30 protein-coding genes and 1 riboswitch are annotated in these 20,838 nt (G+C 42.1%); of the genes, 19 read left to right on the forward strand and 11 right to left on the reverse strand.

The window, feature by feature from the left end; all coding sequences use genetic code 11:
* Nucleotides 1-83 precede the first annotated feature (83 nt).
* The 5 genes from BAE31_RS19730 to BAE31_RS15345 form a co-directional block, all read right to left on the reverse strand.
* Nucleotides 84-257 carry a hypothetical protein gene (locus BAE31_RS19730; protein ID WP_024425034.1) on the reverse strand — a complete coding sequence of 58 codons (174 nt, stop codon included), beginning with the start codon at nt 255-257 and terminating at the stop codon, nt 84-86.
* A 295-nt stretch (nt 258-552) separates the two neighbouring features.
* Nucleotides 553-1,464, reverse strand: coding sequence for a ClpXP adapter SpxH family protein (locus BAE31_RS15330; RefSeq protein ID WP_076840870.1), 912 nt, complete (start codon nt 1,462-1,464; stop codon nt 553-555).
* Nucleotides 1,461-1,859: a globin domain-containing protein gene (locus BAE31_RS15335; RefSeq protein ID WP_008355333.1), complete on the reverse strand. Its 399-nt coding sequence runs from the start codon at nt 1,857-1,859 to the stop codon at nt 1,461-1,463. The genes BAE31_RS15330 and BAE31_RS15335 overlap by 4 nt, the downstream gene beginning before the upstream one ends.
* Before the next feature lie 275 nt (nt 1,860-2,134).
* Nucleotides 2,135-2,902, reverse strand: a complete 768-nt coding sequence (locus BAE31_RS15340) for a lytic transglycosylase domain-containing protein (protein WP_076840871.1) — start codon at nt 2,900-2,902, stop codon at nt 2,135-2,137.
* A 21-nt stretch (nt 2,903-2,923) separates the two neighbouring features.
* Nucleotides 2,924-3,502: a CYTH domain-containing protein gene (locus tag BAE31_RS15345; RefSeq protein WP_076840872.1), complete on the reverse strand. Its 579-nt coding sequence runs from the start codon at nt 3,500-3,502 to the stop codon at nt 2,924-2,926.
* A 235-nt stretch (nt 3,503-3,737) separates the two neighbouring features.
* Here BAE31_RS15345 and BAE31_RS15350 point away from each other — a divergent pair, with 235 nt between their 5' ends.
* From BAE31_RS15350 to BAE31_RS15365, 4 genes are all read left to right on the forward strand, one after another.
* Complete coding sequence (locus BAE31_RS15350; protein WP_041110150.1) at nt 3,738-4,103, forward strand: UPF0738 family protein; 366 nt, start codon at nt 3,738-3,740, stop codon at nt 4,101-4,103.
* Nucleotides 4,104-4,136: 33 nt separating this feature from the next.
* On the forward strand, nt 4,137-4,766 hold the full coding sequence (yjbM, locus tag BAE31_RS15355; protein WP_075622820.1) for a GTP diphosphokinase: 630 nt from the start codon (nt 4,137-4,139) through the stop codon (nt 4,764-4,766).
* A gap of 63 nt (nt 4,767-4,829) precedes the next feature.
* Nucleotides 4,830-5,630 (forward strand): NAD kinase, encoded by an 801-nt coding sequence (locus BAE31_RS15360; protein ID WP_003211364.1) that lies wholly within the window; start codon nt 4,830-4,832, stop codon nt 5,628-5,630.
* Nucleotides 5,631-5,647: 17 nt separating this feature from the next.
* Nucleotides 5,648-6,541, forward strand: coding sequence for an RluA family pseudouridine synthase (locus BAE31_RS15365; RefSeq protein ID WP_076840956.1), 894 nt, complete (start codon nt 5,648-5,650; stop codon nt 6,539-6,541).
* Between the two features lie 40 nt (nt 6,542-6,581).
* Here BAE31_RS15365 and prpE read toward each other — a convergent pair whose 3' ends face one another.
* The gene (gene prpE, locus BAE31_RS15370) at nt 6,582-7,325 is read right to left on the reverse strand and encodes a bis(5'-nucleosyl)-tetraphosphatase PrpE (protein ID WP_076840873.1); all 744 of its coding nucleotides are present in this window, start codon (nt 7,323-7,325) and stop codon (nt 6,582-6,584) included.
* Nucleotides 7,326-7,487: 162 nt separating this feature from the next.
* Between prpE and BAE31_RS15375 the strand changes: the two genes are divergently transcribed.
* The 10 genes from BAE31_RS15375 (at nt 7,488) to BAE31_RS15420 (ending at nt 16,507) form a co-directional block, all read left to right on the forward strand.
* Nucleotides 7,488-9,329: a monovalent cation:proton antiporter family protein gene (locus BAE31_RS15375; RefSeq protein WP_041110153.1), complete on the forward strand. Its 1,842-nt coding sequence runs from the start codon at nt 7,488-7,490 to the stop codon at nt 9,327-9,329.
* Between the two features lie 58 nt (nt 9,330-9,387).
* Nucleotides 9,388-9,497, forward strand: a riboswitch (TPP riboswitch).
* Nucleotides 9,498-9,575: 78 nt separating this feature from the next.
* Nucleotides 9,576-10,286: a thiaminase II gene (gene tenA, locus BAE31_RS15380; protein WP_076840874.1), complete on the forward strand. Its 711-nt coding sequence runs from the start codon at nt 9,576-9,578 to the stop codon at nt 10,284-10,286.
* A complete protein-coding gene (gene tenI, locus BAE31_RS15385) occupies nt 10,261-10,878 on the forward strand; it encodes a thiazole tautomerase TenI (RefSeq protein ID WP_075623696.1) in 618 nt (205 codons plus the stop codon). The genes tenA and tenI overlap by 26 nt, the downstream gene beginning before the upstream one ends.
* Nucleotides 10,862-11,974: a glycine oxidase ThiO gene (gene thiO / locus BAE31_RS15390; RefSeq protein ID WP_076840875.1), complete on the forward strand. Its 1,113-nt coding sequence runs from the start codon at nt 10,862-10,864 to the stop codon at nt 11,972-11,974. Before tenI ends, thiO begins: the two co-directional genes overlap by 17 nt.
* A complete protein-coding gene (gene thiS / locus BAE31_RS15395) occupies nt 11,971-12,174 on the forward strand; it encodes a sulfur carrier protein ThiS (RefSeq protein WP_024426466.1) in 204 nt (67 codons plus the stop codon). Before thiO ends, thiS begins: the two co-directional genes overlap by 4 nt.
* Nucleotides 12,175-12,178: 4 nt before the next feature.
* A complete protein-coding gene (locus BAE31_RS15400) occupies nt 12,179-12,946 on the forward strand; it encodes a thiazole synthase (protein WP_025093416.1) in 768 nt (255 codons plus the stop codon).
* Nucleotides 12,943-13,956, forward strand: coding sequence for a thiazole biosynthesis adenylyltransferase ThiF (locus tag BAE31_RS15405; RefSeq protein WP_076840876.1), 1,014 nt, complete (start codon nt 12,943-12,945; stop codon nt 13,954-13,956). The genes BAE31_RS15400 and BAE31_RS15405 overlap by 4 nt, the downstream gene beginning before the upstream one ends.
* A 16-nt stretch (nt 13,957-13,972) precedes the next feature.
* Nucleotides 13,973-14,779, forward strand: a complete 807-nt coding sequence (thiD, locus tag BAE31_RS15410) for a bifunctional hydroxymethylpyrimidine kinase/phosphomethylpyrimidine kinase (RefSeq protein WP_076840877.1) — start codon at nt 13,973-13,975, stop codon at nt 14,777-14,779.
* Between the two features lie 150 nt (nt 14,780-14,929).
* On the forward strand, nt 14,930-15,706 hold the full coding sequence (fabI, locus tag BAE31_RS15415; RefSeq protein ID WP_024425017.1) for an enoyl-ACP reductase FabI: 777 nt from the start codon (nt 14,930-14,932) through the stop codon (nt 15,704-15,706).
* Between the two features lie 114 nt (nt 15,707-15,820).
* Nucleotides 15,821-16,507, forward strand: a complete 687-nt coding sequence (locus BAE31_RS15420; protein ID WP_076840878.1) for a CotO family spore coat protein — start codon at nt 15,821-15,823, stop codon at nt 16,505-16,507.
* A gap of 35 nt (nt 16,508-16,542) precedes the next feature.
* On the opposite strand, the gene BAE31_RS15425 is transcribed toward BAE31_RS15420, so the two are convergent.
* From BAE31_RS15425 to BAE31_RS15445, 5 genes are all read right to left on the reverse strand, one after another.
* Nucleotides 16,543-16,986 (reverse strand): CotY/CotZ family spore coat protein, encoded by a 444-nt coding sequence (locus tag BAE31_RS15425; RefSeq protein ID WP_041110159.1) that lies wholly within the window; start codon nt 16,984-16,986, stop codon nt 16,543-16,545.
* Between the two features lie 203 nt (nt 16,987-17,189).
* Complete coding sequence (locus BAE31_RS15430; protein WP_003211658.1) at nt 17,190-17,681, reverse strand: CotY/CotZ family spore coat protein; 492 nt, start codon at nt 17,679-17,681, stop codon at nt 17,190-17,192.
* Between the two features lie 146 nt (nt 17,682-17,827).
* On the reverse strand, nt 17,828-18,331 hold the full coding sequence (locus BAE31_RS15435; protein WP_041110160.1) for a spore coat protein: 504 nt from the start codon (nt 18,329-18,331) through the stop codon (nt 17,828-17,830).
* Between the two features lie 88 nt (nt 18,332-18,419).
* Nucleotides 18,420-18,752 carry a hypothetical protein gene (locus BAE31_RS15440; protein WP_041110161.1) on the reverse strand — a complete coding sequence of 111 codons (333 nt, stop codon included), beginning with the start codon at nt 18,750-18,752 and terminating at the stop codon, nt 18,420-18,422.
* A 42-nt stretch (nt 18,753-18,794) separates the two neighbouring features.
* Entirely contained in the window at nt 18,795-19,190 is a 396-nt protein-coding gene (locus BAE31_RS15445; protein WP_225315488.1) for a spore coat protein, read from the reverse strand.
* 167 nt (nt 19,191-19,357) lie between these two features.
* Between BAE31_RS15445 and BAE31_RS15450 the strand changes: the two genes are divergently transcribed.
* From BAE31_RS15450 to spoVIF, 5 genes are all read left to right on the forward strand, one after another.
* Nucleotides 19,358-19,708 (forward strand): DUF1360 domain-containing protein, encoded by a 351-nt coding sequence (locus tag BAE31_RS15450; protein WP_024426459.1) that lies wholly within the window; start codon nt 19,358-19,360, stop codon nt 19,706-19,708.
* Nucleotides 19,709-19,779: 71 nt separating this feature from the next.
* Nucleotides 19,780-19,908, forward strand: a complete 129-nt coding sequence (locus BAE31_RS20050; RefSeq protein WP_255290946.1) for a hypothetical protein — start codon at nt 19,780-19,782, stop codon at nt 19,906-19,908.
* Between the two features lie 87 nt (nt 19,909-19,995).
* Entirely contained in the window at nt 19,996-20,217 is a 222-nt protein-coding gene (locus tag BAE31_RS15455) for a hypothetical protein (protein WP_041110165.1), read from the forward strand.
* An 84-nt stretch (nt 20,218-20,301) separates the two neighbouring features.
* Entirely contained in the window at nt 20,302-20,439 is a 138-nt protein-coding gene (locus BAE31_RS15460) for a YjcZ family sporulation protein (RefSeq protein WP_024426457.1), read from the forward strand.
* Between the two features lie 138 nt (nt 20,440-20,577).
* Complete coding sequence (gene spoVIF, locus BAE31_RS15465) at nt 20,578-20,835, forward strand: sporulation-specific transcription regulator SpoVIF (protein ID WP_034282022.1); 258 nt, start codon at nt 20,578-20,580, stop codon at nt 20,833-20,835.
* Nucleotides 20,836-20,838 lie beyond the last annotated feature (3 nt).

Below are 20,838 nucleotides of genomic sequence, written 5' to 3' on the forward strand. Positions count from 1 at the left end.
TGAGTGCTATCTCATCTTTTGACAGGAGTTTTTTTCTCATAAAAAAGACCTCTTCAGATGTCGAGGCCGTTCCTGGTCAAGCATCAACCTTTAAAACCTCTAAAGGTCTTACGGTGATTCATTCGATAAAGCGTAAAAAGAATAGAAGCAAATAAGAGTGGAGACGTCAAATAAAGAGGAAGCATCTTCATTAAGCCTAATATATTTAAAAAGAAACATAAGCCAATGGCAACAAGTCCAATAGTTGTGCTGCGCATGCAGATCCCCCCATTTTTTTGTTACTTTTACTATATGAAAGTGACAACCCTCTTATGTTTTGTGACAAAAATATGAACATATAGTATATCTGTTGTCATAAGTCGACAAAATTTGATATACTACAGATGTGAAATTAATCACATACAAACATTACCCCTTTGTTTGACCGTGAAAAATTTCTCCCATCCCCTTTGTTGTCGTTAAGACATAGTGAAACCGCGCTTATCCCGGCGCGGTTTCTTCGTATTTATAAACAGAACACATGTTCCTGGTGAAGGTAAAGAAAAACATGGGTCAGCACCCATGTTCATTTTCACAGCGATAGACATCAAGATCTGTATGGTGGTCATTCTCTTTATAGCGCCAAAACATTTCTTGCTGCACTTGTACACGTTCTACCTTTTGAGCGAAAGCCAGCTTCTTCATTTCTCGTTCAACTTCTTCAAGCGTCAGGTCATAGACAACGGCTATTTCTTTTGCGGAAGCAAATTGAAAGTAAGCAATAAACCATTCAATTGGAGGCCGTTCTGATGGTGTTGGTTTTTCACCAATCATTTCAAAAAGGATTTCCTCGTATATATCATAAGAGTAGGCACCTGAAATTTTTAATCCTTCATCTCCATTTACGGTATTAAAAAAGGCGAAGGTCGGAAGCTCAGTTACGTCCATTTCAGCTGCAATTTTCATATCACATTGCAGGGCTTTCACAGCACTTTGAGAATGAATGTCCCGCTGGAATTCCTCGATGTCCAGACCAGCACTTTTTGCATTTTCTATCAGTACCTGCTCACTTGTGACATCTTGCTGATGGCAAAAAAGTGATTCTTGAATAAGACGCAAAAATTTCATTCCGCATTTTCTGCCTTGAAGCTCCGCTGCTTTTAGTGCGAGTGAGGCGAGGTAGGGTGATGTCACAATTTGTTCAGACAGCATTTGTTCTTTTTTGGTCTGCGTTTTAGTGGCAAATTTCCCCCATGCTTCAGTCAGTAAATGTTTCTTTCTTTTCCGATTCAAAGCATTAATACTAGAACTTGTTACCGTTCGTAAAGTGAAAAAACGGCCATATTTCATTTTCAACTTTTTAATGGATGGCTCTAATAACCAGCAGTCTGGGCTTAGAGGATCAATGAATACATAGATTTCAATCGGCTTTTGAGGATGTCCGTGACAGTGTGAGAAATATTGATCGTGCGTATTGCAGCTCAAGATCGTCCATCCTTTTCAGGTGTTTGGTTGACCATATGACGAGCCGTCAGAGAAAGCCGTTCAAATAAAAAGTCACGAATATCGCCGGTTAATCCTACTTGATCCATTGCATCCTCCATGCATTCAAGCCATGCGTCAGCCCGCTCCTCAGTAATCGGAAAAGGGAGATGTCTCGCCCGCAGCATTGGGTGGCCATGCTCTTCTGTATAAAGCGGTGGTCCGCCTAAATATTGCGTTAAAAACTGTTTTTGTTTTCTTGCTGTTTCTTTTAAGTCATCCGGGAAAATAGGATGAAGCAAAGGATGACACTTTACATTTTCATAAAAAGTATCAACAAGTTGCGATAGAAGTTCCTCTCCAACCGCTTCGTAAGGTGCGTTAAACGATTGTACCATGTTGACTACTCCTTTTACTCGTAGTTAATAGGATGACTCACCCTATTGCGCATTTCATTTATTTCAAAAGTGATATTCAGTTTGTTCTATTTTATTGTTTCTATTCTTGTACTTATTTTAACAACCTCATCTCAATTCCACAAACAAACCGCTTTGGTCTGCTCGAAATAAAGAGAGAATCGGATTCTGTGATCAATTGACCATATCATAACACATTCAGTCAAAAAAGGGGGAAAAGCGACATACAAAAAACCGAAGAGGTTATTCTCTTCGGTTTAAGCGAAATATTGAGCTGTGATTTTCTTTACATAATTTTGTGTTTCTTTAAATGGAGGAATGCCTCCATATTTATCTACATTTCCTGAGCCTGCATTATAGGCCGCTAAGGCGAGTGAGATATTTCCGTTATATTTTTGGAGCATTTGTTTTAAATACTTCGTTCCGCCTTCAATGTTTTGGGCGGCATCAAAGGCATTGTTGACGCCAAGTGATTTAGCCGTAGATGGCATGAGCTGCATGAGTCCAAGCGCACCTGCATGGCTGACAGCATTTGTGCGGTAGCCGGATTCCTGCTTGATGACCGCGTGAATCAGCTTTTCGGGAACGCCATGCTTTTGAGCCATTTGTGACACGATTTGATTAATCTCTTTTGATGATGAGCCGCTTGAGACTGCCTTTTGAAGCGGCGGTGTGTAGCTGTTGTTTAAGACATTTCCAATGCCATTCGCTGTATTTAATTGATTGTCATTTGCGTACAAAGATTGGGCCTGAAGCTGCTCACTGCCGGAAATGGCAGATAAATATGGATTTGTACGCGCATATTGCGTGTTCGGAGCCGTTGACGGGTCCGTGCCCATAAAAGCAGAGATGGAAAGCGGGATACGTGATAATTCTGATCCGCCTAAAAAATCTTGCAGCAGCGACTGAAATGAAGCTTGGGCATTCGATTCTTGACCTGCAGACATTTGCGTTTGTGCTGGATCTGTCTGTAACGTTTTAAGCGCTTGAAGCTGCATAAAGGATTGAAGTTGATTGACGTTCATCATGTTCCTCCTTCAAGGAATTCATCTATTCTGTGTTTTCATTTTTTCTTCATAAAAACGAACGACTTTGTTTTTCGTGTTTCGTACTGGAATATGAAATTTGCGGAGCAATGTGGAGAAAGCGGCTTGTCCGATTTCCAGGTCGCTCACTTCAAATTCAAGTTCATAGTCCTCTACTGTTAAATATCGGCTGTGATCCAAAACAATTAAGCCTTCTTGGATCATTTTTTCTGCTCTTGACGTTTCAAGTGAACCAAAGTACACAATTTGATCCTTTTGAATGTTCAGGTGGTCTAATCTGTCCGCAACTTCACCTTCTGGCAGCTCAAAATCGTCAAGTTGAGATGGGGGAGCGATTGTTTGGTGGGTTTCGAGCAAGCCTAATTCGTGCGGTTCTTTTAATGTGAGCACCCATTGACCGTTTTTTTCTCTCATTCTTAATGCAGCCAATTGAGATTTTATATCAAATTGAGGTGTATCAAAATAATAGTTGGTTTGCGTGTGGAAATCCGCATCCTTCAATTGAAAATGGTGTTTCAGCCGTTCAAATTCTTCTTTCATTAATAATTGCTTTAGTTCGATTTCAATTTCCTGTGCCATTTTGACATCAACCTTTCATTAGAGGAAATATGATTATTGTACATGAAGTGTATTCACCATGTAAAAGACTGTTTTTTTCTCTCTATTTTCTTTAGGTATGGACCAAAATGAATGAAGAATCTTGGGAAAGGATCATTTAAAAGAGAAAAACAGGATTTTCTCAAAAAGTTCGGTTTATCAATATTGAACTTGATATGATAAAATAAAGCTGTACTTTGTTGTAAAGGAGATCATGATGCAAAACAGAATTGAAATCACAGAAGCAACTTTAAAAGAAGATAGGCTGATTTTGACAATCCAGTCAGAAGAGCAAATCCAAAAAGCAAAAGCATCAGGACAAATGCTTGTTGATTCTGATCACTTTGCGTTCGTTTACATACTTGAAACCGAGGAGTCCTTTTCGTATCTTATTTTAGGGGAACATACATGGGCTCCATTAAAAGAAGCAATGAATCGTGACATCCCTGTCTATTTGGCATCGGGTGAACAATCGCTGGAACTCATTCAGCTTCAACAGGAATTACATTATTTAATCGACAATATTAAAGACAATGCCAATTACGGAGATATGGAAGAGAAAGTGAAAAGCACATTCCTCTGAAATAATTAGGTATATGGAATTGGGGGAAGTTTCATGGACAAAAAACAATGGGATCAATTCCTCGCACCGTATAAACAAGCAGTCGAAGAATTAAAAGTGAAACTAAAAGGCATTCGAAAGCTGTATGAATTCGAGGATGACCATTCACCAGTAGAATTTGTCACAGGCCGAGTGAAACCCGTTGCCAGCATATTAGAAAAGGCAAAGCGTAAAAACATCCCGATGCATGAGATTGAAACGATGCAGGATATTGCTGGGCTTCGCATTATGTGCCAGTTTGTAGAAGATATACAAGTCGTGAAAAAAATGCTCCAGTCACGTAAAGATTTTGTGGTTGTAGATAAACGCGACTATATTGCAGAACATAAAGAAAGCGGATACCGCTCTTACCACCTTGTTGTGTTATATCCGCTGCAAACCGTAAGTGGAGAGAAACAGCTCCTCGTCGAAATCCAAATTCGTACGCTTGCGATGAACTTTTGGGCGACCATTGAGCATTCTCTGAATTATAAATATAGTGGGAATATCCCGGAGAAGGTCAAGCTGCGCCTTCAAAGAGCATCTGAGGCAGCATCTCGTCTCGATGAAGAAATGTCCGAAATCAGAGGGGAAATTCAAGAAGCACAAGTGGCATTTTCCCGGAAAAAGAAAAACGACAACTGAGCCAGTTTGATCAAATATGATGCTGCCCTCTTATAGCAGCAAGGTGAAAAAGGAGAAGAATTCATGAAATTTGCAGTTTCTTCAAAAGGGAATTCTGTATCTGACACGCTCAAAAGTAAAATTCAGACCTACTTATTGGATTTTGGTATGGAACTAAATGAAGAGGAACCGGATCTTGTCATTACGGTTGGTGGAGACGGCACCCTTCTTTATGCGTTTCACCGTTATAGCGACCGTCTAAATGAAACAGCTTTTGTCGGTGTTCATACAGGTCATCTTGGCTTCTATGCTGACTGGGTGCCGAGTGAAATTGAAAAACTCGTCTTAGCCATTGCGAAAACGCCTTATCATATTGTGGAATATCCGATCTTAGAAGTCATTGTCAGATACAACGACGGCGGCAGAGAAGAGAAATATTTAGCAATGAATGAATGTACAATTAAAAGTATGGAAGGGACACTTGTGGCAGATGTTGAAATTAGAGGCCAGCTGTTTGAAACATTCAGAGGTGACGGCCTTTGTCTGTCTACACCATCTGGCAGTACGGCCTATAATAAGGCACTGGGTGGCGCCATTATTCATCCTTCCATTAGAGCCATTCAGCTGGCAGAAATGGCTTCAATCAACAACCGAGTGTTTCGGACGGTCGGTTCACCGCTTATTTTGCCTGACCATCATACTTGTGTGATTAAACCGAGGAATGATGTCGATTTTCAGGTGACCATTGATCATTTGACACTGCTTCATAAAGACGTCAAATCCATTCAATGCCGGGTGGCAGACGAGAATGTCCGTTTTGCCAGATTTAGACCGTTTCCGTTTTGGAAAAGGGTGCAAGATTCCTTTATCGGAAAAGGAGAATAAGAAAGAGGTTGTTCCCGCTGGAATACTTTACGTTAAACAAAACCATAACAGCCAAAGAAGAAGGGCTGCTTTTAAAGGAATATTTAATTGATCTTGGCATTTCGAAAAGAATGCTGACGGATATTAAGTTTGATGGCGGTGACCTCCTCATTAATGGAGAGCATGTTACCGTGAAGTGCGAGCTGCATGAAGGGGACAGACTCACCATTTTATTTCCCGAGGAAAAAGTGAGTGAAGGGCTGAAGCCTGCACCGATTCCGCTTGATATTATATTTGAGGACGAGCATGTCCTTGTGCTGAATAAAAGGCCGTATATTCCTTCGATCCCTTCTCGGGAGCACCCTGAGCACAATATTGCGAATGGATTGCTGCATCATTATGCCAAGCAGTCTGTTCGGCATACGGTTCATTTGGTGAACCGTCTTGATCGTGACACATCTGGCGTCATGCTTGTGGCGAAGCATCGCTTTGCCCATAGCCTTTTATCAAAGGCGCAAAAAAGTGGAGCGGTTAAGCGAACATACAGAGCGTTTACACATGGCATGATCACAGAAAAACATGGAACGATCGCTGCAAAAATTGCCCGAAAAGGGGATAGTATTATCGAGCGGATGGTTGATGATACTGGGCAGGAGGCAGTGACGCATTATTCCGTTCGAGCGGTAATCGCCGAGTTGAACATGTCGGATGTGTCTCTCTCGCTTGAAACCGGGAGAACACATCAAATTCGTGTTCATATGCAATTTCTTGGGTATCCGCTCATCGGAGATACGCTGTATGGCGGAACGGCCGAGCGGATGGACCGGCAGGCACTGCATAGTGAAACCCTTGTATTTCCTCATCCGATGACAGGTGAGCAAATGACATTTTCAGCCCCGCTTCCTGATGATATGAAATCATTGCTTTTTTAAATAGAGAAACCCGGTCACCTGCAGCGCAGGGCCGGGTTTTTTATGATGTGAAATGCTGAAATCTTGACTCATCATAAGGCATGGATGAAGGAACGGAGACCGTTTTAAGCTCAGGGTATGTGAGGGCAGACAGCTTGTTGCCAAATACGCAGCCTGTGTCAATATTGACGGTTCTGCCAACGAATCGAGGTTCTTTTACTGGTGTATGGCCGTACACAATCCATGGTTTTCCGAGATACTCTTTTGCCCAGTCCTTGCGAACAGGACGTCCATCTGGCCATGTTTCTCCTGTGACGGCACCAAATAATAAATAGGACCGCATTTGTTTATTCGGCTTTTTTCCAATATCCTTTTCCTTCATCGCTGCGTGTGCAATGATCAGCTCATCAGGAATGAGTACATCATAAAGCGGAGCCTTCTCGAATAACTGCTTAAATTCATGTGACAATTTGTTTTGTTCATGGATTGGCAGTTTTTTTATTTCGTTCACTGTGGTTTCGATGCCATGAAGCAATTTGACGGGATTTCCTTTTAAGTAGCGATAAAGCTTAAAGCAGTGGTTGCCAGGTACATAACGGATTGCGCCGTGTGAATAGGCATGAATGACAAATCGCATGACGTCTACTGACTGAGGTCCACGATCTGTTAGATCACCAACAAGGGCCAGCGTTCTCTTATCAGGATGGACGGGTAATCCATGTTTGAGTTCGTATCCTAGTTTGTGTATGAGGGTAAGCAGCTCTTCGTAGCAGCCGTGGATATCGCCAATGATATCGAATTTCATAAGGTTTCCTCCTGATTTTTTTCATCCATTCGTCGGATATAAAGAAGTTTGAATTTTAGAAAATATAACGAATGGCTTTCATTTCATTTGGGCAATTGTTAGAATCAATGCTTTAACGTAAGACTTAAAAAATTAAACATGAATGTTAGGAGGCTTTAGCCAATGGAGCATACATCTGTTTCATCACTCGTTGTCGTTATCATTGTCGCCTTTTTCACCCCTATTTTATTGCACCGATTTAAGCTGACCATTCCGGTCGTTGTAGCTGAAATCATCATGGGGCTCATCATTGGGAAAAGCGGTCTTCAACTGGTTGTCGAACATGATGCGTGGTTAGATACATTATCCATGCTCGGTTTTATTTTTCTGATGTTTTTAAGTGGACTTGAAATAGATTTTTCTTCTTTTGAGTCAAAGAAGAAAGCACGAGAACTTCCAAATGGTTTAAAAGAACCAAATACATTTAAAGCTGCCACCATTATTTTTCTTGGGGTATTTTGTATTTCTTTTATTCTGTCCTATGCGTTTGTACTCGCAGGGTTTATCCAAAATGCCTTTTTAATGACGCTCATTATCTCTACCATCTCATTAGGCGTAGTGGTTCCAACATTAAAAGAGGAAAAGTTGATGCAGACGAATATCGGTCAAATCATTCTGCTTGTAGCTGTCATTGCCGATTTGGTCACGATGATTTTGCTTGCTGTGTTTTCCTCCATTTATGGAGATGGAACAGGGAACATGTGGCTCCTGCTCTTATTATTTGCTGCAGGCATTCTTCTTTATTTATTTGGCCGCGTATTTAAGACAAAGTCAATTTTTCAGTCGATGTCTAAAGGAACCGTGCAAATTGGGACAAGGGCAATCTTTACTCTCATTATAGTCTTAGTTGCCTTATCTGAATCACTCGGGGCTGAAAATATTCTTGGGGCATTTTTAGCTGGCGTGCTTGTGTCCCTTCTTTCGCCAAATAAAGAGCTCGTTCAGCAGCTGGACTCATTTGGCTATGGATTTTTAATCCCGATCTTTTTTGTGATGGTTGGAGTAGATCTGAATATATGGGCACTGTTTAAGGACCCAACCATCATGATCATGATTCCGCTGCTGTTTATTGCGCTGCTTATGAGTAAGCTCATCCCGATTCTTTATTTGAAAAAATGGTATGACATGAAAAAGGTCATTGGCTCCGGCTTTTTATTAACTTCAACGCTATCTCTCGTCATTGCAGCTGCGACGATTGGTGAGCGGCTCGGTGTCATTGATCATAAAATGTCAGGAGCGCTGATTTTAGTTGCTGTGTTAACGAGTATTTTAACACCTGTTTGGTTTAAAGCGCTGTTTAAAAAAGAACAAGCGGCAAGCCATAAGAAGCGTGTGACCTTTATTGGTGCAAATCAGCTGACTTTACCTGTCACACTTGATTTACATCAGGATGAATATGACATTCGGATTTTGCATGTGTTTCAAGAAAATAAGGAAGCACTGCTGGCAGACTCTATCTTTGAAGTCGAATCAATTGAACAATACGACGATGAGACGCTGAGAAAGGCAGGCGTCGGCCAAGAGGATGTCCTAGTCGTCGCAACAGGCAGTGAGACGAAAAATAAGAAAATTGCTTTATTTGCAAAAGAAGAAGGAGCGAAACAAGTCATTGCAAGTGTCAACAAAGCAGAGGCAGAGCTGACATTGAAGGAAGCGGGTATTGATACGTTTTCTACTTTCCTGTCATCTAAAACGGTGCTAAGAGCTTTGATTGAAGCACCTGATGCGATTCGATTGCTAACAAATGAGGATTCTTCTTTGTATCAAATTCAAATGAACAATCATCGTTATCATAATGTCATGCTGAGAGAATTTCCTTTCACCGGTGATTTGGTATTTGTCCGCATTTTCAGAGGGGTAGACAGCTTAGTACCACATGGAGATACGACACTCAGAAGCGGCGACCGTGTGCTTGTATCGGGCTCTCGTGAGTATGTAGCAGGACTAAGAGCCCAATTAGAATGACAATGAACCCTTGACCAATGAACAATTCCTGATTAAGATAGAGGTACACATCATATATTTGATCCACTAGGGGAGTCCTTTAAAAGGGCTGAGATAAAAGTGTTCACTTTTAGACCCTCATTACCTGAACAGGTTCATACCTGCGTAGGGAAGTGGTGCGGTTTTTGACTATGCTTTTTACAAATTCCAAGCCACTTTCCACGCGGAAAGTGGCTTTTTTATATGGAAAAACAGGAGGAGAGGAACATGACGTTTTCAACAGAATGTAAAGAGGCTGCAGCAACATGGTGGAATGGAAGCTTTACACATCCTTTTGTCAAAGGGATTGGAGATGGAACACTTTCACTCGATCGTTTCACCTATTACGTGATGCAGGATTCTTATTATTTAACTCATTTTGCAAAGGTGCAGGCATATGGAGCGGCGATGAGTGAGGACTTACATACGACGGGCAGAATGGCGTATCATGCCCAGGGCACGTATGAAGCAGAGCTGTCGCTGCATAGGAAATTTACAGAGCTTCTGCAAATTTCTGATGAAGCCATTGAGAACTTTAAGCCTTCTCCCACTGCTTATGCGTATACCTCTCATATGTACCGATCTGTAAAAAGCGGACGGTTTGAAGAGATTTTAGCCGCGTTATTACCGTGTTACTGGCTCTATTATGAGGTAGGTGAAAAGCTGAAACAAACAACACCTGACCATCCAATTTACCAAGAATGGATTTTGACATACGGAGGCGATTGGTTTAAGGAACTCGTCTTCGAACAAGTGAACCGCTTTGATGAACTAGCAGAAAAAGCACCAGACCATGTACGGGCCAATATGAAAGAAAATTTCGTGATTTCAAGCTATTATGAATATCACTTTTGGGAGATGGCGTATCAAAAAGAAATGTGGCAAACAGTTTGCTTAGATGGGGTTGGTGCAAATGGAACTCCACGCAGTGACAAATGATTCCCTTTCTGCGGGTGAACTGATCAAACAAATAAAAGCCATAGCGTCTGAAGTGGATTTTATTCATATTCGGGAACGGTCTAAAACAGCAAGTGAGCTTGTTGATCTCGTGAAGAATCTCCTTTTAGAAGGTGTGCCGAAAGAAAAGCTCGTGATCAATGACAGAGTAGACGTTGCGCTGCTTACCAATATTCACAGGGTGCATCTCCCGGGCCACAGCTTTTCGCCAAAAGAGCTGCGAAAAAAATTCCCTCACCTTCATGCGGGAGTATCTGTCCATTCGATAGAAGAAGCGAAAGAAGCAGAGAAAAATGGAGCAGAGTATGTCATGTTTGGGCACGTATATGACACCTCTTGTAAACCAGGACTTCAGGCAAGAGGTGTACAGCTTGTGAAAGAACTGACTTCTGCACTAACAATTCCAGTGGTGGCCATCGGCGGGGTGACCCCAGAACGAGTTCCAGAATTGAAACACGCAAATGTGGAAGGAATCGCTGTCATGTCTGGGATTTTTGCTCATCATCAGCCACGTATGATGGCACAAGCATTTTCTGAAAAGGTAAAGGAGAATCCTTATGAAAAAGCATTATGACGTTGCAATCATTGGTGGTGGAATCATAGGGGTCTCCATCGCCTATCACCTTGCAAAAGCAGGAAAACAGGTGGTCTTATTTGAAGCGAATGAGATAGGGAAGCAAACGACAAGTGCGGCTGCCGGGATGCTCGGTGCACATGCTGAAGGAGAGGGTCATGAAGATGTTTTCTTTCAGGCAGGCAGAGCAAGCCAGGCATTGTACGAAAAATTAAAAGTCGATCTTCTGCATGAATCAAGCATTGATATTCGAACTTCAGCGGGCGGTATCATGAAGGTCGCCTTTACAGAAGAAGAGAAACAAGCCCTTTGCCGGATGCAGCATTTGTCTACATTTAAATGGCTTGACGCTAGCAGCGTAAAAAAATGTATGCCTCAAGTTACAGATCACATGCTGGGAGCAGGTTTGATTGAAGAGGATGTGCATGTGGAGCCTTACGCTGTATGCAGGGCTTTATGGCAGGCGGCCGTCCGGTACGGAGCAGATGTGAAAGAGTGTACACCTGTGATCGATGTGAAGCGGGGCAAAGAAGCGTTAACTGTCAGAACAACGAAGGGCACATTCACATGTGATGATCTGACAATCGCAAGTGGTGTATGGTCTGGCCGTTTTTTTGAAGAACTCGGATTATCGCATTCTCTTTATCCAGTAAAAGGGGAATGTGTGTCTGTATGGAATAATGGTCCGGCGCTCGCACACACCATTTATCATGATCATTGTTATATCGTTCAGCGAGATAGCGGAAAGCTTGTCATCGGCGCAACAATGAAGCCAAACGAGTGGCAGGCTGTTCCAACGCTTGGCGGCATGGAAGCTGTGATTCAAAAGGCGTCTCAGCTTATGCCTTCTATTAAGGAGATGCCGATTGAAGAGTGCTGGGCAGGCCTTCGTCCGGCGACAAACGACCGGCATCCTTATATCGGAAGACATCCAGAAGATAAGCGTATTCTTTTTGCTGCAGGGCATTACAGGAATGGCATTTTACTTGCGCCGATTACTGGAGAAATCATTCGTGACCTGATATTAGACGAACCGGTCAAAGAGGAATGGCTACACGCGTTTCGTATTGGACGAAAGGAGGCACTATTCGTATGAAGATTCAATTGAATGGCAGAATCGTTGATTTCGATCAAGAGAATGGAACGATCTATGATCTGCTATCAGCCTATCAGCTTGAAAACCGTGTGGTGATCGTTGAAAAGAACCATGAAATCATTGATAAAGAAGCGTTTCAACAAGTAGAAATTCAACCAAATGACACGATTGAAATCGTTCATTTCGTAGGAGGAGGATGATCCAATGCTGCACATTGGCGGAAAAACATTCACATCAAGACTATTACTCGGAACAGGAAAGTACCCATCATTTGAGGTTCAAAAAGAAGCGGTGAACGTATCGGAAGCCGAAATTTTAACCTTTGCTGTCAGAAGAATGAACATATTCGAAGCATCTCAGCCTAATTTTTTGGAGCAGCTTGATTTATCAAAATATACGCTACTTCCGAATACAGCTGGAGCAAGTACAGCAGAAGAGGCAGTGCGTATTGCCCGTTTAGCAAAGGCTTCTGGACTTTGTGACATGATCAAGGTAGAAGTCATTGGCTGTTCAAGGTCTCTTTTGCCAGATCCAGTTGAAACATTAAAAGCATCTGAAATGCTGCTCGAGGAAGGATTTATCGTGCTGCCATATACATCTGATGATGTGGTGCTGGCAAGAAAATTAGAAGAACTCGGTGTCCATGCCATCATGCCAGGTGCTTCACCGATTGGTTCAGGCCAAGGCTTACTAAATCCTTTGAATCTCTCATTTATTATTGAGCAGGCGAAGGTACCGGTCATTATTGATGCTGGCGTAGGTTCTCCGAAGGATGCAGCTTATGCGATGGAGCTTGGAGCAGACGCTGTATTACTAAATACCGCTGTCTCTGGTGCAAAGGATCCTGTGAAAATGGCAAAAGCAATGAAACTGGCGATTGAATCAGGAAGACTAGGCTATGAGGCAGGACGTATTCCGCTAAAAAACTATGGGACAGCGAGCAGTCCACAGGAAGGAATGCCGTCATTTTGAGCACTCGTTATTCACGCCAAGAGCTTTTTCAGCCAATCGGAACAGAGGGGCAAAAGCGGCTAAATGACTCAAAGGCGATCATTATTGGAGCGGGGGCACTTGGAACCGCAAGTGCTGAAATGCTCGTTCGTGCCGGCGTTGGATCTGTCACCATTTTGGACCGAGATTATATTGAATGGAGCAACCTTCAGCGTCAGCAGCTTTACACGGAGCAAGACGTGAAGGATCGGCTGCCAAAGGCTGTAGCGGCTGAAAAAAGACTCAAGCAAGTAAACAGTGACGTGCACATCAAAGGAATCGTAATCGATGTGACTGCTCACAATATTGACGAACTTGTCAGTGAGGCTTCAATCATTGTCGATGCAGCGGATAATTTTGAGGTAAGAATGATCGCAAATGATGCCGCTGTCAAACATCAAATTCCGTTCCTTTATGGGGCCTGTGTAGCAAGTTACGGCATTCAATTCACAGTAATCCCTGGTGAGACGCCGTGTTTACACTGTCTGCTTGAACATTTACCCGCACAAGGCATGACATGTGATACAGCAGGTATCATTAGTCCAGTTGTGCAGCAGGTGGCCGCATATCAAGTGGCAGATGCACTTAAATATTTAACAGGACATCAAGTGACGCCAATTTTAAAATCCTTCGATTTATGGAAAAATGAACGGTCTGACATTCGGTCGGCTGCGTCTTTAAAGAAGAAGCAATGTCCAAGCTGTGGACTAAAGACCTATCCATTTCTTTCATATGACAAGAGAGCGAAGGCAGATGTACTATGCGGCCGCAATACGGTACAAATCCGCAGTGCAGCAGAAACACCGCCGCCTTTACATGAAGTAGCTCTTCGGTTAAAGCAAGCAGGGATGGATGTGCTTGAAAATCCATATTTGCTTTCGTGTCAAAAGGATGAGTTTAAGCTTGTCTTATTTAAAGATGGCAGAGCGCTTGTTCATGGTACGAATGATATTTCTAAAGCAAGAACCATTTATCATCAATGGATTGGCTAATGAGAGGTGTGAAGAAATGACGATCAAAAAAGCATTCACAATCGCGGGTTCTGATTCTGGCGGCGGAGCAGGCATTCAGGCAGATTTGAAAACTTTTCAGGAGCTCGGTGTGTACGGAATGTCTGCGATCACGGCGATTACTGCGCAAAACACACTAGGTGTTCACGGGATATACCCGCTTTCAATTGAGGCGTTAGAGCGTCAAATAGATGCAGTGGCAGAAGACTTACTGCCAGATGCCGTCAAAACAGGGATGCTGTGGAGTGCAGACATGATCAAGATCGTAGCTGAAAAAACGATTCAATATGATATGAAGCTGATTGTAGATCCAGTCATGATCGCAAAAGGAGGGGCCTCTTTATTAAATGAAGATGCGGTCTCTGCGATGAAAACACACTTGCTGCCTGTCAGCTATGCTGTAACGCCGAATCTTCCTGAAGCAGAAGTACTGACAGGGATACAAATTCAGACGAAAAAGGACCGCTATCTGGCAGCGGAGCGCCTTTATGAGCTCGGTACGAAACATGTCGTGATCAAAGGCGGCCATGGGCCATCTGATGGGATGATTACAGATCTGCTGTATGATGGAAAAGGCTTTATTGAAGTCACAAATGAACATATTGATACACCGCATACACATGGCACAGGCTGCACGTTTGCAGCAGCATTAACAGCTGAAATTGCGAAAGGATATTCGATGCAAAAAGCCTTTGAAACAGCAGAAACCTTTGTTCATGAAGCCATTAAATTCCCTTTGCGTATTGGAGCTGGACACGGACCTACGAACCATTTTGCTTATCAGCAAAACAGAATCAAACGATAAGGGTATCGAACCGTCTTCACTTGTGAGGGCGGTTTTTTCGCGAAAATGAAACTTTCTTTCAGCGGAAATTGTCATTCTCTTATGATCTGTGATAATATTATGATCAGGTACTAATACTATGTCTTGAAAAAATAGGAGGCTTTATTACATATGAACTTTTCTTTAGAAGGCCGTAATATCGTGGTGATGGGTGTTGCCAATAAACGAAGCATCGCTTGGGGAATTGCCCGCTCACTTCATGAAGCTGGAGCTCGTTTGATTTTTACTTATGTTGGAGATCGTCTTGCTGAATCGGTAAAAGAGCTGGCAAGCACACTTGAGCGTGATGATTCAATCATTCTTCCATGTGATGTGACAAGTGATGAAGAAATCGAAAAATGTTTTGCTGCAATTAAAGAAAAAGTACAAGTCATTCATGGCGTTGCGCATGCCATTGCATTTGCAAACAAGGAAGAGCTTGTTGGCGAATACTTGAACACGAACCGTGAAGGTTTCCTTTTGGCGCACAACATTAGTGCATACTCATTAACTGCTGTAGCAAAAGCAGCACGTCCATTAATGACAGAGGGTGGAAGCATTGTGACGCTTACATACCTAGGCGGAGAACGTGTTGTATCAAACTACAACGTAATGGGTGTAGCGAAAGCATCACTTGAAGCAAGTGTGAAATATTTAGCAGCTGATTTAGGCGCAGAAGGCATCCGCGTGAACAGTATTTCTGCTGGTCCAATTCGTACGTTATCTGCAAAGGGCATCAGCGGCTTTAATACCATTCTGAAGGATATCGAAGAGCGCGCACCACTTCGCCGTACAACAACTCCTGAAGAAGTTGGCGATACCGCTCTATTCTTATTCAGTGATCTATCTCGCGGCATGACAGGTGAGAATCTGCATGTTGATTCCGGCTTCCATATCATTGCCCGCTAAACGAATACATGACTTGCAGCATACCGATGAAGGGTATGCTGTTTTTTTATTTTTCTTCTGATTTAAGGCCTCCGTTCATATATATAAGGAATGAATCATTCGGGAGGGATTAGTATGTCAAATAAAGGTGATGAGAATCAAAAGCCGCTGATGTATATTGTTCAGCCGAGCTATCATGAATCAAAGCCGGCCATGCAAAATATTGTGAGAAAGCGAAAGAAATCAGAAAAACAGCCAGAAAGTGATACCACTGCAAAAGACGTGATCGAAGAAAGCACGCAGGAGGAGCCTGCAGCTCAAGAAATAGAGCATAAAAAAGAAGCCGAGCCGCCTAAACTTCAACATGAACGAGATATGACACAAGAAGTTGAGTTTACAGAAGAACAAGAGATCCCACAAGAAGCCGAGCCTGCACAGGAACAAGAGATCACAGAAGAAGCCGAGCCAGCGCAGGAACAAGAGATCTCACAAGAACTAGAGCTCATACAAAAGCGAGAGTCTCAAGAAGAAGAGGGAAACCAGCCAGAAGGTGTCTTTCATGAAACAAAAGAAGAACCAAGAAGAAAACGAGTGAAAAAGCCTTTAAGTCAGATGAGTATTGATGAAAAAGTCGATTTTCTCACAAGACTGCCTCATAATATGCCAAGGGCTCTTTGTCTGATTGAAGCTGATGGTAAAACATATAGAGGAATCATCATGGATCGAAAAGATGATACAGTGATCATTCGTACAGCAGGCGGGGGAAATCCAGTCGAATTAGCGATTGCTGAGATTTCTTCCATCCACCCACTAGGTTTTTAACTAACAAAAAAAGTCCCATTTAGGGACTTTTTTTGTTAGCAGTTACGATTGATGAGTCTTGGGTTTAGGCACTCGATTGCGCAAAAGCAGTTAAGGTCTACTTCAACACAATACTTCGATTTTTCTAATCGGAACACATCACATAAGGAATCTTTATCTGTAAAATCTAAAATATGACGGTCTTTGTCAAATGCGATAAGCAAGCTGAGTGTTGCACAGTGATCACAGATATGTTCGACTCTGAAAAATGCAGTGCTGAAGCAAGGGCCTGCATCTACTTCTCCGACGTTTCCGAATGCGACGAATGGTTTTGATTTGGATGTAAAGAGAACAAACGGGACAGTGTCACCTAATGAATGTGATGGAGAAAGGAGATTGCTGTAACAGCTGGTCGGGCAATCTTCTTTGACAGCATTTTGCAAGTCGCTAATGTTTTCAACAGCCTCTGTTACACAGCTCCATGAATGATTGCGGCTCATATTCAACCCTCCTATACTAGGAAATTTGTTTGAGTGTTTGAGCACTGTCATCATCTTCAAGCTATCTTTGCCGGCTCGTGCATCTACTTTTAACCAATGCGGAAGCGGCCGCTTCTTATGCTGACTGCTCCGCATCATTGGCTGTCATTCGTGAGGAAGGGGATGCTTTGACTCATGACAAGTTAGATGAGCGGCCTGTTGATTTAGCCGTGGTGATGATGCTTTTTATCTTTTGATGGCATGACTCTGTCGACAAGCTCTGGGTTTAAGCATTGGATTGCGCAGAAGCAGTTTAGATCAACCTCAATACAAAAGTCCGTTTTTTCTAGACCAAAGAAGTCAGGGTCACAAGGGTGACACACGCTTAGCGTATGTCCGTGTACATCAACAGGTCTTAATACAGATAACGTAGCACAGCAGTCGTGTAATTTTTCAACCCGGAAGAAAATAGATTCGAAGCATTGGCAATCGTCAACGAATCCTCCGATGTTTCCGAAAGTAGAGAACAACCCGCCCTTTTTATCAAAAAGTAAAAACGGAATCGTATCTTTTCCAGAAACTGTTGGGCTTAATAAATTACTGTAGCAGCTCGTAGGACATTTATCTTCTACAGCTTCCTGCTCTGCTAAAATCTTATCAACCGCATCGCATACACAGTTTTCATCATGTCGGCCATGGTGTTTTCCGCAGCTCATGGATTTCAGCTCCTTTAACAAGGTATTTGACTTTAGTCCTTAACAACATATGTATGCGCCCGCTAGTTGGTGTGGGTAAATGACCATTTATATTTGATGTATTTTGATAAAAGGAAAAGCAGAGCTTTTCGCTCTGCTTTTGGACATTAGAGGATACCGATTGCAACGATTGTCGCAACAAGTGTTTGAGTAAGTGTTTGGATTGCGATAGAGATGTCCGCATCGATTGTAGATACTGTAACGTTTCTTGAATTTTCGATGACAAGTTTTTGGCGGTTTGTTTGTTTGTGAGTAGCAGCTTGTAAGAGATCCTGCGTGACGCGGTCTGCCAAATCACCGTCTGCGATTGAGATATTTGTAATAGTGATGATCGCTGTTTGAATCGCTACTTGGATAGATGCTGCAACCTGTGCATCAACAGAAGAGACGTTAATGTCACAAGAGTCTCTGACGATAATGACTTCTTCAGATGTCTGCTTTGTGAAACTTACTTGATCCAAGTCTTGTAAGACATTTTCATCATCATAATAGTCGTCACAAAGTGCTTTTCTTTCATAGTTGCAATCGTCGTGGTATCTGTGGTGTCCGTGGTGTCCGTGATGTGTACAGTTACGATCTAGAGCGACCCAAGAATATGGTTTAGAATCCATTTCTATTCCTCCTTCCGTTTACTTTATTAAATGCTGGAATGCGTGGTTTTGTCTCGGGCATTTACCCTAGCAGGCAACCCATTTTTATTTAATCGTTATTACGCTGCGCATCACGGCGCTGCTGAATACGATTTCGAAGTGAATTTCGTTTTGGACGTACTTTTGGTTCAGGCTCTTGTTCCGGCTGTTTTGCTGCCTCAGCTTGCCTTTTTTTCTCCTGCTGCTGTTCTACGAAATCATTTGCTTTCTTTTGCAAGTCCTCCACTAATTTCAAAATCATTCTTCTTTGATCATCTGAGATATTTGCTTTCTGATCATCAGTGATATTGTTTTTGTTTAACACATCACTTACAAGAAGACTTGTTAATGGATCAATATCAGTATTGATTTGAAACTCCTTTTTTTCGTTCTCTTCAGCCACGATGATTTCACCTCTTTCATACGTCATTAGAAAAAGAAAGGGTCAAAGAATGCCAGCTTCAACTAAGAGCACATTCAATGTTTGAGTGAGAATTTGGACGGAGTTCATAATGGATGCATCTGATAATGTAATCGTAATGTTATAGCAGTTGATGATTTGAATCACAGTTTTCTTTTGGACTTCCACTTGTTGTGTGGATAAAAGCTGGTCTGTGATGTCGGCAGCCAATTCATCGTCTGGTACAAGAATTTGGATTAAAAGAGTAATGATTGTCGTTACGGTCGCTTGAAGGGAGAGTGCAGCTGTTACATCTGTTTTATGAATTGTGACATTTTCGGAATCTTTGATCTCAATGAAATCATCATAATTGCTGATTAATTCGTTTAACAGTTGTGTATATAATATTTCAGCACTTTCTTCAATAGACAATACTTTCACTCCTTTCTTATCTATACATTATTTAATGCAGGAAGGACTCAAGGTGGAATCGGAAAGTGTGAAAAAGTACAACCCAATTTTATTTCCGCTCGATTCATCATGACGGTCTTTTTTCTTGCATATATAAAGAAAGGACGGAAAAAGAAGAAAGAAGGAGGTGGAGGCTTCTGAGCGGTGCTTTGTCATTTGTCGTGTTTGCCCTCGCATCCTTTAGACTGACGAGACTGATTGTGTTTGATACCATTACAGCCCCTTTCCGCCGTCTATTTCATGAAGAACAGGAAGAAGTAAACGAACAAGGTGAGGTCGAAACATATATCATCATTAAAGGGGAAGGACTGCGGTCTTGGGTTGGAGAACTGTTAAGCTGTTATTGGTGTACTGGCATATGGTGCACTGCTGCCTTACTTCTGATATACATACTTTTTCCTGTCATTAGTATGTGGCTTAATTTACTATTAGCGATTGCCGCAGCAGCAGGCATCATTGAAGCGGTCGTCTCAAAGCTTGTGAAATAAACAGGCATTCTGATCAGACACGCTTTCAACAAATGCATATACTATCATGGAATAGGAAAGGAAGGGTTGCGATGAAACCAAACGAAACGCCGTCACATACGCTTCAAGGTTATCCAGCGCAGTCAAATCAACAATCTGTATATACGAAGAAAATCAAGAAAACAGGCTGCGGCTGTGGAAACAAAAAGAAACCTCAATAGAAGAGAAAAACAAAAGCCGGATTTATCCGGTTTTTTTGTTGCCCTTTTTTTGAGTGATGCATATGTAAGAGAGAAGGGGTGACCAGAATGGATGCATTCGAACAATTAATCGGTTCCTTGTTCACTAAACCTCATGATGGGAAAGAACAAGCGCACGAGAAGGCTGAATTGGATCTAACGGATAAAGCGAATGATCTTGAGGAGCACTTAAAAGCATTTGGCGTGAAGATGGATGCTTTTGCGAAGGAAACAGAAGCATTCATGGTGCGTCATAGAGAGGCAGATTACATCTTTAAACAGCAGAAATAAAAATTCCGCACTTTTTTATGTGATCGTCCAAACCATTTCTTTCATTTTTCATACTTTGTAAGGGAGAAGAGGAGGTGCTTATATATGAGTTACGGTTACGGTGGCGGTTCTTGCGGCGGCTACGGTGGTGGCTACGGCGGCGGATATGGATCAACATTTGTTCTTGTCGTTGTGCTTTTCATCCTTTTAATCATCGTTGGTGCTTCTTTCTTTAACTACTAAAAAGTAAGAAGGTGAGGGAAGCAAGGGGGAAGCCTTTTGCTTTCCTTTCTCTTTGGTCAAACAAGGCTTTAGGATAGGCACATATCTCGCCTATTTTCATATAGTAAGGTGATTACTCCACAAAGAGGAGGCAAATGAATGGATAATAAATTCTTTAAAAGCGTAGAAAACAAAACCGGTGTGAATATGAATGATGTGTTTAAACTTGCAGGTTCTTTGCAAAATGCCAACTTTAAAGATGAGAATACCGTTCGAGGTGTCATTAAAAAAGTAGCACAGCTTGCGAACAAACGTGTACCTAAAGAAATGGAAGACAAAATCGTTCAATCGATTACAAGTGGAAAAGAAAAGCTTGATTTCAATACAATCTCTAAAATGATGAACAACAAAAAATAAACA

Origin of the sequence: Bacillus sp. I-2, assembly GCF_001974945.1 — a bacterium.
Taxonomy (GTDB): Bacteria; Bacillota; Bacilli; order Bacillales; family Bacillaceae; genus Bacillus; species Bacillus safensis.